Origin of the sequence: Variovorax sp. CAN15 (genome assembly GCF_030462475.1) — a bacterium.
GTDB lineage: Bacteria > Pseudomonadota > Gammaproteobacteria > Burkholderiales > Burkholderiaceae_C > Variovorax.
Map to the genome: position 1 here is coordinate 16729 of NZ_JASMRZ010000064.1, position 16564 is coordinate 33292.

Here is a 16564-nt window from a genome sequence, read left to right on the forward strand (position 1 = left end):
AGCGGCCCCATGCATACATCACCAAGCTTCTTCTCCCCGCTTCTCCCCTCCGCCTCCTCGACGGCCCCCGCTCCGGCCCCTTCGGCCGGCAGCGGCATGGGCAACATCAAGGTCGACCTGCTCGTCGTCGGCGCGAGCTTCGCGGGCCTCGCCKGTGCCCGTGCCGCGGCGCTCGCGGGCCTCAGCGTGATGGTGCTGGAGAAGAAGAACGCCGCCGGCGCCAAGCTGCACACCACCGGCATCATCGTCAAGGACGCGGTCGACAGCGTGCCCTGGCTGGCCGAGGTGCCGCCCGCGCTGGTGCGGCGCATCGAGGGCGTGCGGCTCTATGCCCCCGACATGCACCACGTCGACCTGCACGCGCCGGGCTACTGGTTCTGGGCCACCGACGCGCCCGCCCTGCTCGACTGGATGGTGGGCTCGGCCCGGGCCTGCGGCGTCGACGTGCAACTCGGCACGCTGTTCGAGCAGGCGCTGTGGCTCAACGGCCGCTGGGAAGTGCCGCTGACGCACGGCCCCTGCATCACGGCCACGTATCTCGTCGGGGCCGACGGCCCGCACTCGCGCGTTGCCAAGGCGCTGGGCCTGTCGCGCAACACGCGCTTTCTCTACGGTGTGGAGCACGAATACCAGGGCGCGAAGATGGCGCCCGACCTGCTGCATTGCTTCATCGATCGCAAGCTGGCGCCCGGCTACATCGGCTGGGCGCTCGAAGGCGTGGGCGTGAGCCAGATCGGGCTGGCGCGCCGCGTGGGGCACGGCGATGCGGGCGCGCTGAAGCTCGATCCGCTGCTGCGCAAGATCGCCCCGGTAGTCACGCCCGGCGATGCGCCGCCGGTCGCGGTGCGCGCGGGCATGATTCCCTGCGGCGGCGTGCTGCCGGTGGTGGCGCGCGAACGGGCGCTGCTGGTGGGCGATGCGGCAGGCATGGTGTCGCCGGTGACCGCGGGCGGCATCCACACCGCCCTGCTGCACGGCCAGCGCGCGGGTGAGGCGGTGGCGCGCTTCATCCGAGGCGAAGTCGGCGATCCGGCGACGTGGTTCGTTCGCGGCTACCCGGGCTTCAGGCTCAAGCGCGCGCTGCGCTGGGCCTTCGACCACTTCCAGAACGACTGGATGTTCAACCGCCTGCTGGGCACGCCGCAGATGCGGCGGGTCGCGGAACTCGTCTACTTCCACCGCAAGGGTGGATCGCTGCCGAAGGTCTAGCCGCCGCGCTGCCGCATTGCCTCGTAGAGGCACACGCCGCTGGCCACCGAGACGTTCAGGCTCTCGACCGCGCCGGCCATCGGGATGCTCACGAGCTCGTCGCAGGTCTTGCGCGTGAGCTGGCGCATGCCCTCGCCCTCGGCGCCCAGCACCAGCGCCAGCGGACGCTTGAAGTCGCTCTGGTAGATGGTGCCCGGCGCGTCGTCGCTGGTGCCCACGCACCAGATGTTGCGCTCCTTGAGCTCGTTCAGCGTGCGCGCGAGGTTGGTGACCATGAAGTACGGCACCGTCTCGGCCGCGCCGCTCGCCACCTTGGCGACGGTGGCGTTGATGCCGGCCGCATGGTCCTTGGGCGCGATGACCGCGTGCGCGCCGGCACCATCGGCCACGCGCAGGCAGGCGCCGAGGTTGTGCGGATCGGTCACGCCGTCGAGTACCAGCAGCAGCGGCACGGTGCCGGCCTCTTCGAGGCCTTCGAGCAGTTCGTCGAGGGAGCGGACCTGGGCCACGGGCTCGACCCGCGCCACCACGCCCTGGTGGCCGTGGCTGCCGCTGAGCTTGGAAAGCCGCGCGCCGTCGGCCTCGATGAGCCGCACGCCTGTTTCCTGCGCGCGGGCAAGGAACTGTTTCATGCGCGCGTCGCGCCGGCTGGCGTCGAACAGCACTTCGAGCACCGACTTCGGCGCGGTCTTGAGGCGCACGCCCACGGCATGGAAGCCGAAGATCACTTTGGGGGAAGACATCCGTGGATTATCCCTGCCCCCTCGGGGCCGCCCTCGCCCCGTGCTCAGGCCAGCGGCAGGCCGCTGAGCGCGCGGGTGCGCTCGTCGTGCAGCTCCTGCACCGCCAGTGCGCTCGGATGCACCTTCGCGGCGTTGCCCACGCTCTCCAGGTACTGGCAGGCGGCGTGGCCCTCGGCGGCCTTTTCGTAGCGGGCGATCCAGGCGTCGCGCGCGGGCAGCTTGTCGGGCGACACCGGCCACACGCCCGGACGGGGCCGCATGTGGTCGCCGATGCCGATGCGCCAGGGCTTGGCGCTCAGGCGGGCGCGAAAGCAGTTCTGGTTGCGGCACATGCGCGCATAGACCTTGTCGACGCCCAGCGCATGGAAGCAGTCGGCCACCGCCATGTCAGAAGGATTGAAAACATCGTGCATCGCCAACAGCCGGAAGCCCGCCGGCGTGCGGTAGATGCGCAGGTTCCAGTCGGGATGCTGCTGCATGAAGCGGGCGATGCGCTCCGCGGCCCGCTTCTCGGGCGCCGGATTGCCGCTGTGCTCGCCGCGCTTCTTGCGCTGGCCGATGACCCAGGCCACGGCGAAGACGATGAGGCCAGCGATCAGCCCGCCAAGCCACGTCCTGGCGGCCCAGCCTCCGACGACGCCCGCGATCAGCGCCGGCACCAGCGCGTAGCCGAACACGCTGCCGCGCAGGGGCTCCTCGAAGTCGATGTCGACGAACAGCACGTCGGGCGTGTTGAGGCAGCGCGCGCCGTAGCCGTTGCGCGTGACGACGGTGTCGCCGTGCCGCTCGACGATCTCCTCGCGGATCGGCACGCCCTCGGCGCCGTTGTAGGCAAGCTTGCGCTCGCGGCGCTCGAGCTTCTCGCCCTGGTGGGCGATGCGGTCGAAGGCGTCTCGGGTGCGCTGGTCGGCGTGCGCCTGCGCGGCCACGGGGCTCTCGTCGGACCAGCCGTAGCGGCGCACGGTAATCTGCTTGCCGGCCACGCGCTCCTGAATGCGGCCTTCGGCCCAGAACTGGGGAACGATCATTGATTGGTTGCTTTGTCTTTCTGGCTCATGCCTTCTGCCCGAACAGCAGCCAGGCCATGACCGCCGCCAGCAGGACGATGAGCACGGGCAGCCACTTGTAGCCGCCGTCGTGCACGCGGCCCGGCTCCTGCACGGGGCGCCGGGGCATGTGCTGGGTCAGGGGGCCGAAACCGCCCAGCGTCGGGTCGTCGTGGTTGTCGACCAGCCGCTTCGCTGCCGCCAGGCTCAGCCCGGTGGCTTCGCGAGTGAGGCGTATGGCCTCGATCTTGTTGCCCTGCGCCAGCGCCATGAGCGCGATGGAGGGCATCGACGCGAAGCCGCGGTCCTGCCTCGCCGCCGCCGGCCCGCCGCGGCCGCCCGCGGCGATGTTTTCGTCGTCTCCCGCCTCCTGCCGATCGGCGAAGCGATCGACGGCTTCCTTGGCCGACTTGAGGTCCATGCCCGTGCGGGTGCGTACGATCTTGATGGCCTCGATCATCCGGCCCCGTTGCAGCGCCAGGACGGCGTCCGGCGGGATTTCCTCCATGAACATCTCCTCGAATGTGGCTTGCTATTCATTTGGTAGCTTATTGCTCTTGTCAGGCAGGCGCCAGAGCCACTTTTTCATTAAGCGCGACGCGTCCGGCCTCGATGGTGATGCGTCGTTCGCAACGCGCCGCGATGCCACGGTCATGGGTGACGAGCACGAGCGTGGTGCCGAGCTCGCGGTTGAGGTCGAACATCAGCTGCATGACCTGCTCGCCGGTGGCGAAGTCGAGGCTGCCGGTGGGCTCGTCGGCCAGCAGCAGCGCGGGCTGCACGACGAAGGCGCGGGCCAGCGCAACGCGCTGCTGCTCGCCGCCCGAAAGCACCTTCGGATAGTGGCCCAGCCGCTGGCCGAGGCCGACGCGGCCGAGCATTTCGGTGGCGGCCTTGCGGGCGTCCTTGCGGTTGGCCAGCTCCAGCGGGAGCATCACGTTCTCCAGCGCGCTCAGGTTGCCCAGTAGCTGGAAGCTCTGGAACACGAAACCCACGCGCTGTGCGCGAACCGCGGCGCGCTCGTCCTCGTCGATGGCGAAGATATCCTGCCCCGCGAGCCTCACCGTGCCGCGCGTCGGCGTATCCAGCCCCGCGATGATCGACAGCAGCGTGCTCTTTCCGGAACCCGAGGCGCCGACGATGGCGGCGGTTTCCCGCGCGCCGAGGGTGAAATCGATGTCCTGCAGAATGTCCAGCGTGCCGGTCGAATCGGTGACGGACTTGAACACATGCTCGACGGCGACAATGGCATCAGACGGGGGTTGGGACATGGAAAGGCTCTGGTTTTGAATCGACGTGACTTTATCTTGACCACCACCGCGCTCGGCAGCGCGGGGATATGGACGACGGCGGCGCAGGCCTCGTCTTCCACGGCTGCCTCGGGCAAGCCGGTGATTCTGGTGCTCGGCGATTCGCTGAGCGCAGAGTACGGCCTCAAGCGCGGCGAAGGCTGGGTACCCTTGCTCGAAAAAAGACTTGCGCAGCAGAAGATCGCCGCCACCGTGGTCAACGCCAGCATCAGCGGCGACACCAGTTCCGGCGGACGCGCCCGCTTCGCGCCGCTGCTCGCACAGCACAAGCCCAGCCTGGTGGTGCTCGAACTCGGCGCCAACGACGCGCTGCGCGGCCTGCCGCTCGCGGACACCGAGAGCAACCTGATGCAGATCACCAAGGCCGCGCAGGCGGCGGGCGCGAAGGTGCTGATCGTCGGCATCCAGGTGCCGCCCAACTACGGCGCCGACTACACGCGGCGCTTCGAGGCGGTGTTCTCCAAGGTGGCGACCGCGACCAGGTCGGCGCTCGTGCCCTTCCTGCTCAAGGGCGTGGCGGATGCGCCGGATGCGCTCTCGCTGTTCCAGGCCGACCGCATCCACCCGACGGCGGCCGCGCAGCCGCAGCTGCTGGACAACGTCTGGACCGAGCTGCGCAAGCTTCTGCCCAGGCAATGAAAAAGCCGCCGCAGGCGGGTGCCTGCGGCGGCTTTGTTTGATGGATCGGCGAGCCTGGGTGGAATCAGCCGTTCTTGGTGGGCAGGTCCGGCACCGTGGGCGGATCGTGTTCGAGCGAGGCCACGTCGGTTTCGGGATCTCCGGGCGCCAGCCCGTCGCTGCTCGGGTTGAGCTTGCGGTTTGCCTTTTCGCGAAGCTTCTCTTCCTTCTTCTTCTTCTTGGCCAGCTCCTTCTGTCGCTTTTCGTAGCCGTAATTGGGTGTTGCCACTGCTTCTCCTTGAGGCAAGGCAGTCGGGCTGACTGCCGTGGCCTACTGTAAGCGATAACGGTGCAGTCTCAAGGAGGTACCCCATGACGCGCCCGAGGCGACAAGGCCAGTCGACGGGATGCGATTTCTTACATCCGCGCAAGCGCCTGCCGAAGATCGGCACGCAGATCTTCCACGTCTTCGAGGCCGATGGAAAAACGCACCAGCGTGCCCTTGCAGGGCCAGCGCGCCACGCTCGCGTCACGCATCAGGCCGATGTCGTAGGGCACGACGAGACTGATCGGCCCGCCCCACGAATAGCCCAGGCGAAAGAGCTGCAGGCCGTCGCAGAAGCGGTCGACCTGCTCGGTGCTGTAGCGCTCGTCGAACACCACCGAGAACAGGCCGGCGGCCAGGTTGGTTTCGCCGCACAGCGCGCGCCAGTGGGCGTGGCCGGGCGAATCTTCCAGCGCGGGATGCAGCACCTGCGCGATCTCCTCGCAGCCGTTGAGCCAGCCGGCCAGTTCGCGCGCCGCGCGGTCGTGCGCCGCATAGCGCAGCGCGATGCTGGGCAGCGAGCGCAGCAGCGTCTCGACGTCGCCCACGCCGATGCCGAAGCCCATGCGCATGTGCGTGAGCTTGAGCGCGCGGTGCAGGCGCTCGTCGCGCGTGGTCACGCTGCCCATGAGCACGTCGCCGCCGCCGCTGGGGTACTTGGTGAGGGCGTGCACCGAGATGTCGACGCCCTGCCCGCTTCCGTTGAAATCGAAGGGCGCGAAGGCCAGGCCCGCGCCCCAGGTGTTGTCGAGCACGGTCATCACACCGCGCGCGCGGCAGATGTTGACGAGCGCGGGCAGGTCGGGAAACTCCATGGTCACCGAGCCCGCCGCCTCCACCCACACCAGCCGCGTGCGCTCCGAGAGCTTGGCCGCAAGGTCGGCCGGATTCATCGCGTCGTACAGGCGGTGCGTGATGCCGAAGTTCGCCAGTTCGCCGGTGGCCAGCGCCTTGTTCGGGCCGTAGGCGTTGTCGGGGATCAGCACCTCGTCGCCGGTCTTGAGAAAGGCGAACGAGACCAGCGAGATGGCCGCCAGCCCGCTGGGAACGAGCAGGCATTCGGTGCCGCCTTCGAGCGTGGCCAGGCGCTCTTCCAGAGTGAAGGTGGTGGGCGTGCCATGCAGGCCGTACGTGTAGCCGGCCTTGGTGCGCCAGTCGCGCGCGCGCATCGCGGCGACGTCGGCGAAGAACACGGTGGATGCCTTGAACACGCCGGGCTGCGGCGCGGCGAAGGTGGCGGGCGGAACGTAGGGGTGGTGGATCAGGGTCGTGGAAGGCTTGCTCATGGGTGCATGCTAGCGCGACCCGACCCGGGGGCCCTCGGGGGCTTTTCCTGCGGACGTTCCGTCGGACAATGCGCGGACCGGCCGGAGCCCCATGTCGTCCCCGTTCCATGGAAGAAGCCCGAGACAGTGCAACTGACGCGCCTTGCCCCTCCACACCTGCGGCCTTTCGTGCGGCTGATGTGGGCTTCGTCGCCTGAAGGCACTCCCGACGAGCAGCCGGGCGCGCGCGAGCATGTGCTGCCCACGGGCGGCATGCACCTGGTCTTCAGGCTCTCGGGGCCGTCGTTGCGCCTCTTTCGCGACGATGCCGATGCACAGGGGTTCACGGTGGGCTACGCGATGGTGGGAGGAACCCGCTCGGCCTTCTTCGTGCGCGACGTGTCGGTGACGACGCGCACGGTCGGCGTCATGCTGCAGCCGGGAGCGGCCCGGGCCTTGCTCGGCGCGCCCGAAGACGCGCTGGCCGAGCGGCACACGCCGCTCGAAGCGCTCTGGGGCGCGGATGCGAACTTCGCGCTCGAACAACTGCACGGCACCGATTCGCTGCAGCGGCAGCTCGCCATCGTCGTTGCGCTCCTCGAAGCGCGCCTTGCCTCGTCTTCGATGCACGGACTGCACCCCGCGGTGGCGCAGGCATTGGCCCGCATGTACGGCGCGAGTGTCAACGACGACGACGGGCAGGCCGGCGCCATCGGTCAGCTTGTGCAGCAAAGCGGCTACAGCCACCGACGCTTCATCGCGCTCTTTCGCGGCATGACCGGCCTGGCGCCCAAGCAGTACGCGCGCATGCTGCGCTTCGACCATGTGCTCGGGCAGTTCGCCATCCAGCCTGACCGCCCCTGGGTCGAGCTGGCGCTGGAGGCCGGCTACAGCGATCAGGCGCATTTCAACCGCGACTTCAAGGCCATTGCCGGCATGTCGCCGCAGGCCTACCGGCGAGCGGCGCCGGTTTCTTCGAGGCACGTGCGTATCTGAGCGCCGGACCGGGTGCCGCGGAGCAGTTCAAATTTGTTCAAGACGACGCGAGCGGCGAACACCAGAATCGCGCCCATCACAACCCGAAGGGACAACCAGGCCATGGCCATCCACGAACTGTTTCCGTACCTCTGCGTCCACGATGCCGGCGCAGCCATCGAGTTCTATTGCAAGGTCTTCGAGGTGAAGGAGATCTTTCGCCTGACCGAGCCCAGCGGGCGCATCGGCCATGCGGAGCTGGACTTCCACAACGGCGCGATCCTGATGATCTCGGACGAGTTCGCCGAGTTCAACATCCACAGCGCGAAGACGCTGGGCGGCACGGCCGTCACGCTGCACCTGCATGTGGACGACGCCGATGCCGTGGTGGCGCGCGCCGTCGAGGCCGGCGCCACGCTCGACATGGCACCGCAGGATCAGTTCTACGGGGAACGCTCAGGCGTCTTTCGCGACCCCTTCGGCCATCGCTGGAACGTGGGGCACAGCATCGAGAAGCTGACGCCGGAGGAAATGCAGCGGCGCTACACCGCGATGCTCACCGACGCCGGGCAGTAGGCCGGCGCCGGCGGTCGGTTCAGATCAGACCGACCACTTCTCGAGCAGTTTCTCGGCGCCCATGGAGTCGTAGCCTTCGAAGGGCTGATGGATCCACGGGTTGGTGGCCAGGAATTCCACCTGGTAGTCGGGCGTGAAGGTGGACAGCGCCTTGGTCCAGATCACGGCGCTGCGCAGCTCGGTGATGGGTGGATAGTTGTTGCGCAGCATGTCCATCACCGCGTGCAGCGTATGGCCCGAGTCGGCCAGGTCGTCCACCAGCAGCACCTTGCCGGCGATCTCACCTTTGGGCGTGGTGATGTAGCGGGCGATGTCGAGATGGCCCTGCACGGTGCCGGCGTCGGCGCGGTACGAGCTGGTCGACATGATCGCCAGCGGCTTGTCGAAGATGCGCGAGAGCACGTCGCCCGGGCGCATGCCGCCGCGCGCCAGGCACAGGATGGTGTCGAACTGCCAGCCCGACTGGTGCACCTTGATCGCGAGTTTCTCGATCAGGTTGTGGTACTCGTCGTAGCTGACGTAGAGATGCTTGCCGTCTTCAGTCAACATAGCGTGGGTTTCCTTCAATGTCTCTTCTTTGGGAACACCGCGGAACCGGCGTTGCCGGGCCGCTGGTGTTGCCCCCTGCAAGGGGGTCGGCGGCCACACGAAGTGGGCAAGCCCAGGGGTTGATTGGCCTGATCAGTCGGCCAGGTAGGGGTGACGCATCATGATCGTGTGGTCGCGGTCGGGGCTGGTCGAGACCATGTGGATCGGCACGCCCGTGACCTGCTCGATGCGCTGCAGGTACAGCCGCGCATTGATCGGCAACTTGTCGTACTGCGTCACGCCCACGGTGCTCTCGGTCCAGCCTTCCAGCGTTTCGTAGATCGGCGTGCAGCGCTCGATCTCGTCCGCGCCCATGGGCAGGATGTCGGTGGTCTCGCCGTCGAGCTCGTAGCCGGTGCACAGCTCCAGCTTCTCGAGGCCGTCCAGCACGTCGAGCTTGGTGATGCACAGGCCCGACAGGCCGTTGACCTGCGCAGAGCGCTTGAGCAGCGCGGCGTCGAACCAGCCGCAGCGGCGGCTGCGGCCGGTGGTCACGCCCTTTTCGGCACCCACTGTGCTCATGTGGTAGCCAGGAGTGCCGGGCGTGGCCCAGTCGAGTTCGGTGGGGAACGGACCGCCGCCCACGCGGGTGCAGTAGGCCTTGGTGATGCCCAGGATGTAGTGCAGCATGCCCGGGCCCACACCCGAGCCGGCAGCGGCATTGCCGGCCACGCAATTGCTGGAGGTGACGTAAGGGTAGGTGCCGTGGTCCACGTCCAGCAGCGTGCCCTGCGCGCCTTCGAACAGCAGGTTGGCGCCGTCGCGGTTGGCGTCGTTCAGCTCGCGCGAGACGTCGGCCATCATGGGCTTGAGCAGTTCGGCGTGCTTCATCGCCTCGTCGAAGACTTCGTCGAAGTCGATGGCGGAAGCGCCCAGCACCTGGGTCAGCACGTGGTTGTGCAGTTCGAGCAGCACGCGCAGCTTGGCGGCGAATCGCTCGGGGTGCTTCAGGTCCTGCACGCGCAGCGCGCGGCGCGCGATCTTGTCCTCATAGGCCGGGCCGATGCCGCGGCCGGTGGTGCCGATCTTCTCGATGCCGCCCTTCTCGCGGTAGGCCTCGCGCGCGATGTCCAGCGCGGCGTGGAACGGCAGGATCAGGGGGCAGGCTTCGCTGATGCGCAGGCGCGAGCGCACCTCGACGCCGGCCTTCTCCAGCCCTTCGATCTCCTCGAACAGCTTGGCGGCCGACAGCACCACGCCGTTGCCGATGTAGCACTTGACGCCGGGGCGCATGATGCCGCTCGGAATCAGGTGCAACGCGGTTTTCACCCCGTTGATGACCAGCGTGTGGCCCGCGTTGTGGCCGCCCTGGAAGCGGACCACGCCCTGGGCGCTTTCCGTCAGCCAGTCGACCAGCTTGCCTTTGCCCTCGTCGCCCCACTGGGTGCCGACGACGACCACGTTTCTTCCGGTGGTTACGCTCATGCTCGTTCCATTACTTCAAAAAATCAGATCGCTCGGACACTCCACTGGCCGGCTTGCTCGACGAGCTCGCGGTCGCAGTGGAATTCATCGATTTCGCTGCCATGGCCGGGCAGCACGCAGACTACCGTTTCACCGGCCTGGCGCAATCGGGCAATGGCCTGACGCAGGCCGGCCGCATCGCTCCAGGGCGCGCGGATGGCGGCACGCAGCGGACGGGCCGGCAGCACGCCGACCAGTTCACGCACGTCGAGGCTGAATCCGACGGCCGGACGATTGCGGCCGAACACGGCACCCACCTCGTCGTAGCGGCCGCCGCGCACCAGCGAATCGGCCGCGCCGGGTGCGTAGATGCCGAAACGCATGCCACTGTAGTACGCATAGCCGCGCAGGTCGGCCAGGTCGAAGCTGATCTGGCGGCCGGCCACGCCTTGCAAGCCAGCGGCGAGTTGCTTCAGGTCGGCCAGCGCGGCGCCGACTGCCGGCGTACCGTTCAGGGCCTTGGCAGCCTCGTCGAGCACCGCCTCGTCCCCATAGAGCTGGATCAGCGCGCGCAGGCCGTCGCGCGAGGCCGCGGGGAAGTTCTTGGTGAGCGATTCGAGCTCGCTCGCATCCTTGGCCGCCAGTGCAGCGTGCACCAGCGCCAGAGTGGTGCCATCGACCGGCACGCCGGCGAACAGGGCACGCACGATGCGGGCGTCGGCCAGGTCGACGATCACGCCCTCGCGAAGCCCGGCGGCATCGAGGCAATCAAGCGCCAGCAGCAGGATTTCGGTGTCGGCCTCGAGGCCGGCGTGGCCATAGATCTCGGCGCCGAACTGCAGGGGCTCACGGGTCGCGTGCGGGCGGTCCGGGCGGGTGTGGAGCACCGGGCCGCAATAGCACAGGCGGGCCACGCCGTCGCGGTTCAGCAGGTGGGCATCGATGCGCGCCACCTGGGGGGTGGTGTCGGCGCGAAGGCCCATGCTGCGGCCGGAAAGCTGGTCGACGAGCTTGAAAGTCTGGAGGTCGAGCGCCTCGCCGGTACCGGAGAGCAGCGATTCGAGATGCTCGAGCAGCGGCGGCATCACCAGCTCGTAGCCATAGCCACGGGCGGTATCGAGCAGCTGGCGTCGAAGTTCTTCGATGTGGCGCGCCTCGGAGGGCAGCACATCGGCAATGTGATCCGGGAGGACCCAGGCGGACATGGGGATCGGGGGCGTGGTTAAAACGGGATTCTACCGGCAGCGGGCACCCGGTCCGGCCCGGACGTCGATCGTCGGGCTGAATCAGCCCAGTATCCAGAGCAGAACCAGGCCCAGAACGATGCTGCAGAGCCCGAAGAAACGAAGCTGGCCGTCGCGCAACTGCATGAGCTGCCCGAAGCCGCGCCGCCACCCTCCCGGCGACAAGAAGGGCAGGATGCCTTCGATCACCAGGACTAGCGCAAGCGCGCTCCAGAAAGTGTCGGCGCTCACGGCTCCCAAAGACTGCTGCTGAGGCCGAAAATCAACGGCGGGGAGCGTTGGTGGTGGAGCCCGAACCCTGCATGGCACGGAAGAAGTCCGACGACGGATCGAGCACCATCACGTCGCTCTTCTTGTTGAAGCTCTGCTTGTAGGCCTCGAGGCTTCGGTAGAACTGGGCGAACTGCGGGTCGCGCCCGAAGGCCTCGCTGTAGGTGGCGGCGGCCTGGGCGTCGCCCTCGCCCTTGATCTTCTGGGCGTCGCGGTAGGCGTTCGCCACGATCACTTCGCGCTGGCGGTCGGCGTCGGCGCGGATCTTCTCGCCCTCGGCCGTACCGGTGGAACGCAGCTCGTTGGCCACGCGCTTGCGCTCGGCTTCCATGCGGCGGTAGACCGATTCGGTGATGGCTTCCACGTAGTCGACACGGGTGATGCGCACGTCCACCACATCCACACCCCAGGGCTTGGCGCCCTTCACAACCGACAGCACCTCGCGCTGCACGTCGGCCATCAGGGCCTCGCGGCGCACCGAGATCAGGTCGCGCACCGTGCGCTTGTTGATGTTTTCCTGGAAGGCGTTGCGCACCACGCGGTTGAGCTGCATCGCACCTGCGTTCTCGTCGAGCCCGACGTTGCGGATGTAGGCCTGAGGGTCGCTGATGCGCCAGCGCACGTACCAGTCGATCACCACCCGTTGCTTCTCGGCGGTGAGCATGGGCTCGGTGTCCACGCTGGAAAGCGTCAGGAGGCGCTTGTCGATGTACGACACATTCTGGAACGGCGGCGGCAGCTTGAAATTGAGGCCGGGCTCGGTGATGACCTGCTTGATCTGGCCGAGCGCATAGACCACGCCGAACTGGCGCTGGTCGACCACGAAAAGCGTCGAGCTTGCCAGCACGAGCAGCACGAGGATCGAGGTGGCGATGAATCCGATTCTGTTCATGTTCTTCCGGGCCTTTCTCAACGCACGTCGCGGTCACGCGAGCGGCCGTCGCGGCCACGCACGTCGTTCGTGGCGGGGGCCACCGGGATGACCGAGGACTGTGCCGGCGCGGTGCCGGCAACGCTGGGGCTGGCCGCATCGACCGGCGTGGCCGTATTGCCGCCGCTTTGCTGCATGAGCTTGTCGAGCGGGAGGTACAGCAGGTTCGAGCCCTGCTTGCTGTCGACCAGCACCTTGGTCGTGCTGGCGTAGATCTGCTGCATGGCGTCGGTGTACATGCGGTCGCGCGTCACCTGCGGGGCCTTCTGGTACTCCGACAGCACAGCGCTGAAGCGGCCTGCGTCACCCTGCGCCTGCGCCACGATCCGCGCCTTGTAGGCCTCGGACTCCTCCTTCAGCCGCGAGGCCGTACCGGTGGCCAGAGGCACCACGTTGTTGGCGTAGGCCTGCGCATCGTTCTTGGTGCGCTCGCGCTCCTGCCCAGCCTTGAGCACGTCGTCAAAGGCGGCCTGCACCTGCTCGGGCGGACGCACGCCGCCCTGCTGCAGGTTGATGCCGACGACTTCGACGCCGATCTTGTAGCGGTCCAGGATCGTCTGCATCAGCGTGCGCACGCGCGGCGCGATCTGATCGCGCTCCTCGGCGAGCGCAGCGTCCATCTTCATCTTGCCGACCACCTCGCGCACGGAGGTTTCGGCCACCTGCACAACCGTGTCGGCGGGCGACTTGCTCTCGTAGAGCCATGCGCGCGGATCGCTCAGGCGGTATTGCACGGCGAACTTGATCTCGACGATGTTCTCGTCCTCGGTCAGCATGGCCGATTCCCGCAGGCCGGTGGAGCGCACGATGGCGTCGCGGCCCACGTCGGCGGAGCGGATCTGCGTGGTCACCACGACTTCGTGACGCTGGATGGGGTACGGCAGGCGCCAGTTGAAACCCGCACCCACGGTGCTCTTGTACTTGCCGAACTGTGTGATGACAGCCTGCTGGCCTTCGTTCACAATGAAGAAGCCGGTGCCGAGCCAGATCAGGACGGCCACCGCTGCCACGAGGCCAATGCCGAAGCCCGCGTTCTTCATGTCGGGCTTGTAGCCGTTGCCACCGCCGCTGCCGCCGCCATTGGGACGGTTGCCGCCACCTTTGCCGCCGAAGAAGCCGCCGAGCTTGCGGTTGAGGTCGCGCCAGAGTTCGTCGAGGTCTGGCGGGCCCTGGTTGGGGCCTTGCCCGCGGGGGCGATTGTCATTGCTGTTGTTGCCTTGGGGCGGGGGCGTAGGGCCACCGGGGGGATTGGCATCGGGGGGGCGGTTGCCGGCCGGGCGGTCACCGCTGGAGGAGGACGGCTCGTCGCCGCGCCCCCATCGGCCGTCGTTCAGGTTGAACATGCCCAGAAACCCTCTCCGCGCTGGCTTTGAATTCATTCGCTTCGTTCTCTTGTCAGTGGCGGGATTGTGCCCAATCCATCGGTGGCATCGTGCAATTCAGCGTCTGCCGCAGGGGTCATCGTATCGACTGCGGAGCCCGACTGCCGCGCGAGCTCGGCGCGCAGCAGCGGCACGCCCTCGCCAGTCCTGGCGCTGAGGAAGATGCGGGGGACCTGCACGCCGTCGATTTCCATCTCGTCCTGCAGATGCAGCGGATGCTGCGTGCTTTCAAGGGCATCGAGCTTGTTGAAGACCAGAAGCTGCGGCACGGTGTCCGCGCCGATCTCGCGCAGCACCGTCTGCACCTCAGCCATCTGCTCGGGATAGTGCGGGTTGGAGGCGTCGACCACGTGCAGCAGCAGGTCGGCATCGACCGCCTCCTGCAGCGTGGCCTTGAAGGCATCGACCAGCCCGTGCGGCAGGTCGCGGATGAAGCCCACCGTGTCGGAAATCGACACCTGCCTGCGCGCATCGCCCAGATAGAGATGACGCGTGGTGGTGTCGAGGGTGGCGAACAGCTGGTCGGCCGCATAGGCTCGTGCCTTGACCAGCGCGTTGAAAAGCGACGACTTGCCAGCGTTGGTGTAGCCCACCAGCGAGATGTTGAAGGTGTCGCGCCGCTCGCGCTGCCGGCGCTGCGTGCCGCGCTGCTTCTGCACCTTGGCGAGGCGCTCTCGCGTGCGCTTGATCGACTCGCTGATCATCCGGCGGTCGAGCTCGATCTGCTTTTCGCCAGGGCCGCCGCGCACGCCCGCGCCGCCAGTCTGGCGCTCCAGGTGCGACCAGCGGCGGACAAGCCGCGTACTGAGGTACTGCAGCCGGGCGAGCTCCACCTGCAGCTTGCCCTCATGCGAACGCGCGCGCTGGGCGAAAATTTCGAGAATGAGGAAGGTGCGGTCGTAGACCGCGACATCGAGCTGGCGCTCGAGGTTGCGCTGCTGCGCGGGGCTCAGGGCCTGGTCGAAGATGACCTCGCTCGCCCTGTACAGGGCAGCCAGCTCCTTGATTTCTTCGGCCTTGCCGCTGCCAACGAACAATGCCGCATCGGGAGCCTTGCGCTTGCACGCGAGGCGGGCGACGGGTGTGAGGCCCGCGGTCTGCGCGAGCAGGCCGAGTTCCTCGAGTTCGCTGTCGAAATGGGGCAGCCCGAAATCGACGCCGACGAGAACGGCGGCGCCTTCCTGGCGGGAAGTCAGTTCAGACAAGCGGGATCAGAAATTGGGAAAAAGCGCGGCAGCAGCGCTGCCGCGCTCCGCGCGATCAGGCTGCGGCGTCGTCGTTCTCGGTTGCCGAGAAATTGACGGCACGGCCTGGCACGATGGTGGAAATGGCGTGCTTGTAGACCATTTGCGTCACCGTGTTGCGAAGCAACACGACGTACTGGTCAAAAGACTCGATCTGGCCTTGCAGCTTGATACCGTTCACCAAATAAATGGAGACCGGCACATGCTCGCGACGCAAGGTGTTCAGAAACGGGTCTTGTAGAAGTTGCCCTTTATTGCTCACGATATTCTCCGTGTTCAAGAGTAGTTGTTRGAGGAGATGACCTTAACACAGGGTTTCCGCGCCGCAGCAATCGCGCTCAAAAGCCTTTGAAAAATAACGTCTCTCAAAAGCCGGAACTTACACCCTGGCCAGAACTCAACGGCGGCCATCCGCCGCCAAACATGGCTCAGCCGTCCTTGTCGACGAAGGGATTGTGGGAACTCTTGAACTCGATGCGCAAGGGGGTACCCACCAGATCGAACTCCTTGCGGAAGCGCCCCTCTAGAAAGCGCTTGTAAGCATCGGTCACATGTTCGAGCGAATTGCCGTGAATCACGATCACCGGCGGATTCATGCCCCCCTGATGCGCATAGCGCAGCTTGGGACGGAACATGCCGCCGCGCTTCGGCGCCTGGAACTGCACCGCCTCCAGCAACAAACGGGTAAGCACCGGCGTCGACATCTTGCGGGTGGCCGACTTGTGGGCCTGCGCGATGGCCTGCCACACCGGGCCCAGCCCCTGGCGCTTGATGGCGGAGATGAAATGCAGCGCCGCGAACTTCAGGAACGGCAGCCGGGTCTCGATCTGCCTCTGGATCTGTTCGCGCTGATAGCTGTCGACTGCATCCCATTTGTTGATGGCGATAACCACGGCGCGGCCGCTCTCGAGGATGTAGCCCGCGATATGCGCATCCTGATCGGTCACGCCCTGCGTGGCGTCGAGCAGCAGCAAGACGACATTGGCCGACTCGATGGCCTGCAGCGTCTTGACCACCGAGAACTTCTCGATCGCCTCGAACACCCTGCCCTTGCGGCGCAGTCCGGCCGTGTCGATCAGCTCGAAGCGCTGGCCGTTGCGCTCGAAAGGCACGGAGATCGCATCGCGCGTAGTGCCTGGCATGTCGAAAGCCACCAGGCGCTCTTCACCGAGCCAGGTGTTGATCAGTGTCGACTTGCCCACATTGGGACGCCCAGCCACGGCCAGTTTGATCGGCTTGTTGACGTCGTCCTCTTCCTCCTCGTCGTCGGGATCGGGAAGGTTCAGTGGTTCCAGCGCCAGCTCGACCATGTCACGCATGCCCTGCCCGTGCGCCGCGGACACACCGTGCACCTCGCCCAGGCCCAGCTCGTAGAAGTCCACCAGCTTGGTGCCGTCGTGCATGCCTTCGGCCTTGTTGGCCACCAGCAGGCAC

The 16564-nt window shown here is 67.1% G+C and carries 19 protein-coding genes; 4 read left to right on the forward strand and 15 right to left on the reverse strand.

Features of this window, described 5'->3' with window-relative positions; all coding sequences use genetic code 11:
- Positions 1-9 precede the first annotated feature (9 nt).
- Positions 10-1209, forward strand: coding sequence for an NAD(P)/FAD-dependent oxidoreductase (locus QMO14_RS26020; protein WP_301510698.1), 1200 nt, complete (start codon positions 10-12; stop codon positions 1207-1209).
- Here the strand turns inward: QMO14_RS26020 and rlmB are convergent.
- From rlmB to QMO14_RS26040, 4 genes are read right to left on the reverse strand one after another with little or no spacing between them, the layout of a single operon-like run.
- Positions 1206-1952, reverse strand: coding sequence for a 23S rRNA (guanosine(2251)-2'-O)-methyltransferase RlmB (gene rlmB / locus QMO14_RS26025; protein WP_301510701.1), 747 nt, complete (start codon positions 1950-1952; stop codon positions 1206-1208). The genes QMO14_RS26020 and rlmB overlap by 4 nt on opposite strands.
- 44 nt (positions 1953-1996) lie before the next feature.
- The gene (locus tag QMO14_RS26030; protein ID WP_301510702.1) at positions 1997-2980 is read right to left on the reverse strand and encodes a Yip1 family protein; all 984 of its coding nucleotides are present in this window, start codon (positions 2978-2980) and stop codon (positions 1997-1999) included.
- A 25-nt stretch (positions 2981-3005) separates the two neighbouring features.
- A complete protein-coding gene (locus tag QMO14_RS26035; RefSeq protein ID WP_301510704.1) occupies positions 3006-3506 on the reverse strand; it encodes a hypothetical protein in 501 nt (166 codons plus the stop codon).
- A 52-nt stretch (positions 3507-3558) separates the two neighbouring features.
- Positions 3559-4269, reverse strand: a complete 711-nt coding sequence (locus QMO14_RS26040) for an ABC transporter ATP-binding protein (protein ID WP_301510706.1) — start codon at positions 4267-4269, stop codon at positions 3559-3561.
- 36 nt (positions 4270-4305) lie between these two features.
- Between QMO14_RS26040 and QMO14_RS26045 the strand changes: the two genes are divergently transcribed.
- Positions 4306-4947, forward strand: coding sequence for an arylesterase (locus tag QMO14_RS26045; RefSeq protein ID WP_301510707.1), 642 nt, complete (start codon positions 4306-4308; stop codon positions 4945-4947).
- Between the two features lie 64 nt (positions 4948-5011).
- On the opposite strand, the gene QMO14_RS26050 is transcribed toward QMO14_RS26045, so the two are convergent.
- Positions 5012-5215: a hypothetical protein gene (locus tag QMO14_RS26050; protein WP_301510708.1), complete on the reverse strand. Its 204-nt coding sequence runs from the start codon at positions 5213-5215 to the stop codon at positions 5012-5014.
- 128 nt (positions 5216-5343) lie between these two features.
- Complete coding sequence (locus tag QMO14_RS26055; protein ID WP_301510709.1) at positions 5344-6537, reverse strand: PLP-dependent transferase; 1194 nt, start codon at positions 6535-6537, stop codon at positions 5344-5346.
- A gap of 126 nt (positions 6538-6663) precedes the next feature.
- Between QMO14_RS26055 and QMO14_RS26060 the strand changes: the two genes are divergently transcribed.
- Positions 6664-7512, forward strand: coding sequence for a helix-turn-helix domain-containing protein (locus QMO14_RS26060; RefSeq protein ID WP_301510711.1), 849 nt, complete (start codon positions 6664-6666; stop codon positions 7510-7512).
- A 102-nt stretch (positions 7513-7614) separates the two neighbouring features.
- The gene (locus tag QMO14_RS26065; RefSeq protein WP_301510712.1) at positions 7615-8067 is read left to right on the forward strand and encodes a VOC family protein; all 453 of its coding nucleotides are present in this window, start codon (positions 7615-7617) and stop codon (positions 8065-8067) included.
- Positions 8068-8091: 24 nt separating this feature from the next.
- On the opposite strand, the gene QMO14_RS26070 is transcribed toward QMO14_RS26065, so the two are convergent.
- The 9 genes from QMO14_RS26070 to der form a co-directional block, all read right to left on the reverse strand.
- Positions 8092-8616 (reverse strand): phosphoribosyltransferase, encoded by a 525-nt coding sequence (locus tag QMO14_RS26070; RefSeq protein WP_093201538.1) that lies wholly within the window; start codon positions 8614-8616, stop codon positions 8092-8094.
- A gap of 132 nt (positions 8617-8748) precedes the next feature.
- Entirely contained in the window at positions 8749-10080 is a 1332-nt protein-coding gene (locus tag QMO14_RS26075) for an adenylosuccinate synthase (protein ID WP_301510714.1), read from the reverse strand.
- Between the two features lie 23 nt (positions 10081-10103).
- Positions 10104-11264 (reverse strand): ATP phosphoribosyltransferase regulatory subunit, encoded by a 1161-nt coding sequence (locus QMO14_RS26080; RefSeq protein ID WP_301510715.1) that lies wholly within the window; start codon positions 11262-11264, stop codon positions 10104-10106.
- Between the two features lie 81 nt (positions 11265-11345).
- Complete coding sequence (locus QMO14_RS26085; RefSeq protein WP_301510716.1) at positions 11346-11534, reverse strand: DUF2065 domain-containing protein; 189 nt, start codon at positions 11532-11534, stop codon at positions 11346-11348.
- 31 nt (positions 11535-11565) lie between these two features.
- Positions 11566-12465, reverse strand: a complete 900-nt coding sequence (hflC, locus tag QMO14_RS26090) for a protease modulator HflC (RefSeq protein ID WP_301510718.1) — start codon at positions 12463-12465, stop codon at positions 11566-11568.
- Positions 12466-12482: 17 nt separating this feature from the next.
- The gene (gene hflK / locus QMO14_RS26095) at positions 12483-13847 is read right to left on the reverse strand and encodes an FtsH protease activity modulator HflK (RefSeq protein WP_301510719.1); all 1365 of its coding nucleotides are present in this window, start codon (positions 13845-13847) and stop codon (positions 12483-12485) included.
- Between the two features lie 32 nt (positions 13848-13879).
- The gene (gene hflX, locus QMO14_RS26100) at positions 13880-15091 is read right to left on the reverse strand and encodes a GTPase HflX (RefSeq protein WP_301510720.1); all 1212 of its coding nucleotides are present in this window, start codon (positions 15089-15091) and stop codon (positions 13880-13882) included.
- 55 nt (positions 15092-15146) lie between these two features.
- Positions 15147-15392 (reverse strand): RNA chaperone Hfq, encoded by a 246-nt coding sequence (gene hfq / locus QMO14_RS26105; RefSeq protein ID WP_093201554.1) that lies wholly within the window; start codon positions 15390-15392, stop codon positions 15147-15149.
- Positions 15393-15558: 166 nt separating this feature from the next.
- Positions 15559-16564: ribosome biogenesis GTPase Der (gene der / locus QMO14_RS26110; protein WP_301510723.1), on the reverse strand; the 1006-nt coding region annotated here is incomplete at its 5' end.

Coding starts and splice junctions, on each gene's coding strand:
- QMO14_RS26070 (WP_093201538.1), bottom strand. CDS start 8,616: ATGTTGACTGAAGACGGCAAGCATCTCTACGTCAGCTACGACGAGTAC.
- QMO14_RS26035 (WP_301510704.1), bottom strand. CDS start 3,506: ATGGAGGAAATCCCGCCGGACGCCGTCCTGGCGCTGCAACGGGGCCGG.
- QMO14_RS26030 (WP_301510702.1), bottom strand. CDS start 2,980: ATGATCGTTCCCCAGTTCTGGGCCGAAGGCCGCATTCAGGAGCGCGTG.
- QMO14_RS26075 (WP_301510714.1), bottom strand. CDS start 10,080: ATGAGCGTAACCACCGGAAGAAACGTGGTCGTCGTCGGCACCCAGTGG.
- hflK (WP_301510719.1), bottom strand. CDS start 13,847: ATGTTCAACCTGAACGACGGCCGATGGGGGCGCGGCGACGAGCCGTCC.
- QMO14_RS26065 (WP_301510712.1), top strand. CDS start 7,615: ATGGCCATCCACGAACTGTTTCCGTACCTCTGCGTCCACGATGCCGGC.
- QMO14_RS26080 (WP_301510715.1), bottom strand. CDS start 11,264: ATGTCCGCCTGGGTCCTCCCGGATCACATTGCCGATGTGCTGCCCTCC.
- QMO14_RS26055 (WP_301510709.1), bottom strand. CDS start 6,537: ATGAGCAAGCCTTCCACGACCCTGATCCACCACCCCTACGTTCCGCCC.
- hflC (WP_301510718.1), bottom strand. CDS start 12,465: ATGAACAGAATCGGATTCATCGCCACCTCGATCCTCGTGCTGCTCGTG.
- QMO14_RS26040 (WP_301510706.1), bottom strand. CDS start 4,269: ATGTCCCAACCCCCGTCTGATGCCATTGTCGCCGTCGAGCATGTGTTC.
- rlmB (WP_301510701.1), bottom strand. CDS start 1,952: ATGTCTTCCCCCAAAGTGATCTTCGGCTTCCATGCCGTGGGCGTGCGC.